Origin of the sequence: Rudaea sp. (genome assembly GCF_036383415.1) — a bacterium.
In the GTDB taxonomy this organism is placed as follows: domain Bacteria; phylum Pseudomonadota; class Gammaproteobacteria; order Xanthomonadales; family Rhodanobacteraceae; genus Rudaea.
In genome coordinates this window covers 1-5,317 of the sequence record NZ_DASVOK010000400.1, presented here as the reverse complement: position 1 = coordinate 5,317, position 5,317 = coordinate 1, and the positions used below count along the sequence as shown (strand labels likewise).

At 67.1% G+C, this 5,317-nt stretch carries 4 protein-coding genes and 1 pseudogene; all 5 read right to left on the bottom strand.

Annotation, left to right across the window (positions count from 1 at the left end; genetic code table 11):
* On the bottom strand, window positions 1–1,340 hold a 1,340-nt coding region (locus VF497_RS14740), incomplete at its 3' end, for a BatD family protein (protein ID WP_330890035.1).
* Window positions 1,337–3,256, bottom strand: a complete 1,920-nt coding sequence (locus tag VF497_RS14735; protein ID WP_330890033.1) for a VWA domain-containing protein — start codon at window positions 3,254–3,256, stop codon at window positions 1,337–1,339. The genes VF497_RS14740 and VF497_RS14735, both read right to left, overlap by 4 nt.
* Window positions 3,253–4,275: a VWA domain-containing protein gene (locus VF497_RS14730; RefSeq protein WP_330890031.1), complete on the bottom strand. Its 1,023-nt coding sequence runs from the start codon at window positions 4,273–4,275 to the stop codon at window positions 3,253–3,255. The genes VF497_RS14735 and VF497_RS14730 overlap by 4 nt, the downstream gene beginning before the upstream one ends.
* On the bottom strand, window positions 4,268–4,753 hold the full coding sequence (locus VF497_RS14725; protein ID WP_330890029.1) for a DUF4381 domain-containing protein: 486 nt from the start codon (window positions 4,751–4,753) through the stop codon (window positions 4,268–4,270). The genes VF497_RS14730 and VF497_RS14725 overlap by 8 nt, the downstream gene beginning before the upstream one ends.
* A 1-nt stretch (window position 4,754) precedes the next feature.
* Window positions 4,755–5,317, bottom strand: a pseudogene (locus VF497_RS14720) (hypothetical protein); the annotation flags it as partial.

Genomic DNA, 5,317 nt, shown 5'->3' with positions numbered 1-5,317 from the left:
ACCCATGCCGCCACGGTCAGCAGCCAAAGCGCGACCGCGCCGAGTGCGAGCAGGCGCCATGTAAACCCGATGCCCCGTCCGGGCTCGAGCCCGGATGGCAGTGCCGCCGTCGGCGTGGCAGTTTGTATATTTGTGGAATTTGCCGCAGCAGGCGCTGCGGCTGCGGAAGATGCGCCCGCATCTGCGGCGACATTAACAGTCTGCGCGGCCACGTCGGCGCTCGCGGCGCGGTCGTGCGCGACATCCCACCAGGCGAGGCTCAGTGCCGGCAGCGTCAGCGCGCCGGCGCGATTCGGCACGATCGCGAACTTGCGCGTGCGCTCGCCGTATTGCCAGGTGCCGTCATCGCGGTTGACCGTGGTTTCCTTGTCGGGATAGACATCGGCACCATCGATTTTCGGCAGCTTCAGTTCGGGCAATTGTTCGAATGCGAGTCCCTGCGCCTTCAGGCGCAAGGTCAGCGTCAGCGGCTCGCCGACGCGCGCCTGCGCGTTCGCATCGATGCCGTCGGCGCCGAGCGTGAGCGACTGCGCGGGCAGCCACGCATCGATGCCCGAATTCGCCGGACGCGCGCGCACGTTCAGGGTCACGCCAGGCGCGCTCGCGGTCACCGTGCGACCGCGGGTAAAGAAACTGTTGACGTCGTTGGGATTGACCGCGTGGCCGCGGAACGCGAGAGGCGCAAGCGTTGCCGTGCCGCTTTTTTCCGCGCTCAGTGCGTAGTGGCGCTCGAGCACGCGATAGCGGCGGCCTTCCACTTCCGCGGTGTAACTCGAATCCTGGCCGAGCTTGTGCGCGTTGATGCCGTCGCCGTGTGGATCCTCAAGGTTGCCGTCGGTCAGGTTGAGCGCGAAGTAGAGCTTGACCGTGGCGCGCACCTGTTGCTGCACGTAGGGTGATTTCGGTTCGACATCGAAGTCGAGGAACAGGTCATCGCCGGCCTTGCCCGATGCGGCGCTCGCGGGGCTGACCGTCAGCGTCAGCGGCTGCGTCTGCGCGCCGGCAACGGCGAGTGCCGGAATCGTCAGCGCGCCGGCGTGCTTGGGTTCGAGGCCGACGGCCCAGAGCAGCTTGGAGCTGGCCGCACCGTTGACGATGTTCATCGACGTCGAACTCTGCGTGCCGAGCAGATTGAAGTCCTGTTGCAGCACATTGAAGTCGGGCTGCGCCGCGCCCGCGTTGTCGCTGACCTCGACATTGAGCGTCACCGTCTCGCCGAGCTGCATGCTGTTGCGGTCGAGCCAGGCGCGCACCTGGGTAGCGTGTGCATCGATGCCGATGAACAAAGCGAACAGCATCGCGACCACTCGCGCCACTTTGCCCGAAATGATTCTCTTCATTGCGTTTCGTCCCCGCCTTGCTGGCGGCGTTGATGTTCGAGCTGGAACTTGCGCCGCAGCAGGCCACCGGGATCGTCGGGCACGCGCTGCAGCCATTGTTCGACGGCCTGGTCCTTTTCGCTGCGCGCTTCGCCCTCGCGCGCGCCAAGGCGCACGGGCTGCGGGTTCTTGCCGTCGTCGGTCTTCTTGTCGAGCGCCTTGTCCATGCTCTGCTGGAATTTTTCCTGCGACTCCTTGCCGGCCTCGCTACCTTGCGCGGATTGTTGCGCGGCATTCTTTTCCTCACCGGGCTTGTCGCGTCCGTTCGCGGACTTGTCCTGCTGCTGCGAATCCTGCGGTTTGCCGTCCTGCTCGCTGCCGCCCTTGTCGTCCTTGCCCTGATCTTTCGATTCCTTCTTCTCGCCGTTATCGTCGCCTTGCTGATCGCCCTTGCCGTCCTTCGAGTCCTGCGCCTGGTCGTTGCCGGATTGCTGCTGTTTGTTGCCCTGGTGATCCTGCGAGTTTTTCTGCTGGTCCTGTTTTTGTTGTTGTTGTTTCTTCAGGAAATCCTCGACGGCCTTCCTGTTCGCCTTTGCGTCGTTCATTTCCGGCGCGCGCTTGAGCGCCTCATCGTAGGCCGCGATCGCCTCGGGAAACTTGCCCTGCTTGGCGAGCGCGTTGCCGCGGTTGTACGAACTGTCGGCGGAGTCCTTCTGCGCGCCGGCGTCGGCGAAATCCGTCGTCGCCGCGGCGAAGTCGCCCGCACGATACGCCGCACTGCCGCGCAGTTCGGGATTCTTCGCCAGCGCCTGCGCTTCCTTCGCATTGCCCGCGTCAAGCTGCGTTTGCGCCTGCTGGTCGGCACGCTGCCAGAGATCGGTCCACACGTTCGCTTCGGCGCGCTGCGGTTGCGCGAGCAGCGCGAGCGGCAGCAGCATCAGCCAGCCGCGGCGGAAGCCAAGCGCGGCCAGCGGCAGCAGCGCGAGCAGCAGCCATGGCCCGCGATCGAGGAAGCGCGCGCTCTGCACCTCGGCGCCGCCCGCATCCGTCGCCGCTTCGCCGCCCGCTTCCAGCATGCCGAGCACCGTGTCGAGATCGCCCGCGTCGGTGCGATATTCGGCATAGCGCCCGCCGCCCGCGCGAGCAACATCGGCCAACGCGGCGCTGTCGAGCTTGGGCAGCACGATGTTACCGGTCTTGTCCTTGAGGAAGCCGCCCTCGCCGAGCGCGATCGGCGCGCCCTGCGCGCTACCGATGCCGAGCACCGACACGTGCACGCTCGCGCTGCGTGCACGCGCGGCTGCTGCATCAGCGTCGCTGCTCGCGCCATCGGCGAGCAGGACGATTTCGCCGTCGCGCACCCCGGCCTGGTGGATCAGCTTGATGCCGAGATCGATCGCCTTGCCGGTGTCGTTGCCCGGCGCTGGCATCACCGACGGATCGAGCGAGTCGACGAGACTGGCAACCGTATTCGCATCGTCGGTCAGTGGCGCAACGACGAAGGCGTCGCCCGCGTAGGCGATCAGTGCGACCTGGGCGTCGCCCGAACGCTTGAGGATATCGGCGATCTTGTAGCGCGCGCGCTCATAACGGCTCGGCTTCACGTCCTGCGCAAGCATCGTGCCCGAGAGTTCCAGCGCGATCACGCGCGCGGCCTGGTTCTTGTAGAGCGGCTGTGGCAGGCGCTCCCATGCCGGACCCGCGAGCGCGAGGCTCGCGACCGCGAGTGCAGCGAGCGCGAGCCACACCGGCCCACGCGTGGGCGCCGCATCCGCGTTGCGCACGAGCAGGTGTTCGAGCAGGTGTGCGTCGACCGCACCACGCCACGCCTGCGCATCACTGCCGGCCGACTTCAGCATGCGCCAGAGCAGCGGCAGCGCGAGCAGCAACACCAGCCATACCGGACGCAGGAAGTGGAAATCGTGCAACGCGTTCACGATGCGGCCTCGCGGGTTCGCGTGAGATACGGTGCACCCAGCGATGCGGCTTGCGGTGCAAATGCGCCGAGCAAAGCGAGCAGCACCGAGGCACCCAGCGGCCAGAAGAACAGCTCGTCGATCGGGCGGAATTGCTGGCCCTTGTCGACGCCGGGCTCGAGCCTGTCGATGTCGCGATAAATCTGCGCCAGCTCCGCCGTGTCGCGCGCGCGGAAGTAGCGACCGCCGGTTTTCTCCGCCATCCCGGCAAGCATCTTCTCGTCGATCTCGGCCGAAGGATTGACCACGCGGCTGCCGAAGAAACCATCGTTGATGCGCATCGCCTCGGCACCGATGCCGATGGTATAGATTTTCACTTTTTCCGCGACGGCGAGATCGATCGCCTTGGCCGGGTCGAGCTCGCCGGCATCGTTGACGCCGTCGGTGAGCAGGATCGCGACGCGCCTGTCCTCGGGGCGCTCTCGCAGGCGCTTGACCGCGAGCCCAACCGCGTCACCGATCGCCGTCTCGCGGCCCGGCAGGCCGACCGCCGACTCGGCGAGTTGTTTGCCGACCGTGTCGCGATCGAAAGTCAGCGGCGTGAGCAGATAGGCCTGGCTGCCGAACACGATGAGACCCAGGCGGTCGCCGACGCGGCGCTTGATGAAATCGCCCGCGATCGCCTTGACCGCGCCGTAGCGCGTGACTTCCTGGCCGCCAATGCGCATGTCGGGCGTGTCCATGCTGCCCGAGGCATCGACCATCAGCATGAGATCGCGACCGCTGCGTTCGAGATCGATCGGTTCGCCGATCCACTGCGGCCGCGCCGCCGCGGCGACGAGCAACACCCAGGCGAGCCACGCGAGCCACCGCTTCCAGCGCGCGACCGGATTCGCGCCACCAGCGAGATCGAAACCCGAAAGCGCGATCGGCAGGCGCAGCGCGGCGCCGGCCTCGGCTGAGGCGGGCTTGAGCGCACGCGCAACGAGCCAGGGCAGCGGCAACAGTACGAACAGCCAGGGCCAGGCGAACTCAAACATGCGCCACACCGTTCTCACAGAATTTTTGCACTGTGCGGCGCACGAGCGCGACCAGTGCCGGCGCATCGAACTCGGCCTGCGCGCGATATGGCGCCTCGATCAGCGCGCGGCCGACGCCGTTGGAAAACTCCTCGCCACCGAGTCGGGCATCGAGATATGCGAGCCATGCCTCGCCCGCGAGAGTGGCTGCGGACGGCATCGTGCGTATCGCCAGCCGGCGCAGGAAAGCGGACAGTGCCGCCGCGAGCGCGGGCGCGTCCATCTTCGACGACGCGGTACGCTCGAACTCGGCGAGCAGCGCTCGGCGCCGCAGCCGGCGCTGGTGCATTCTGTAAAAGTATAAAAAGAGAAAAACACACAAAGCAATCGCGAGGATCGCGAGCAGCCACCAACCCGGCGCCGGTGGCCACCACGACGGCGGCGCGGGCAGGTGGATGTCGCGCAGCTCGGGGCCTTGCGTGGCGGCGGCCTGCAGCATCTCAGCCCGCCTTCTTCTTGCGCGCATCGAGGCCGAGCAGGCTGCGCAATGCGGCCTCCGGCTCGGCTGAGGTATCGAGCACCGTAGAGTTCAGCGCGCGGCGCTTGAGCATGGCGAGGAAGGCGCCACGCTGTTCTTCAAACCACTCCGGCCAGCGTGCACGCGTGTGCTGTGCGGCGAAATCGATCAGCATCGGGCCGCCGTCACCCAGCAGCGCGTAGCGCGCGGGCGGCGGCGCGACGTGTTCGAGCGGATCGCTGAGGATCACCGCGGCGACATCGCAGTGCTCGGCGAGCATCGTCAGCGCCGGCTCCGCGGCTTCGTCGCAATCGAAGCCATCGGTGAACAGGATGACCTGCGTGCCGGGGTGTGCCAGACGCCGCGCGCGCTGCAGCGCCTGCGAAAGCGGCACCGATTCCTTCACATCGCGCGTGATTGCGTCCCATTCGACGAACGCGCGCAGGCAGCGCAGTGCGCCGCGCACGCCGCCGCCAGGCTTCACTTCCGCGTTGAGGCCGGGGCCGTAGCCGATCGCACCGATGCGATCGCCCGACAGCGCGGTCG

What these genes read in the sequence shown, in the direction of transcription:
- VF497_RS14725 (WP_330890029.1), bottom strand. Translation starts at nt 4,753, where the DNA reads ATGCTGCAGGCCGCCGCCACGCAAGGCCCCGAGCTGCGCGACATCCAC.
- VF497_RS14730 (WP_330890031.1), bottom strand. Translation starts at nt 4,275, where the DNA reads ATGTTTGAGTTCGCCTGGCCCTGGCTGTTCGTACTGTTGCCGCTGCCC.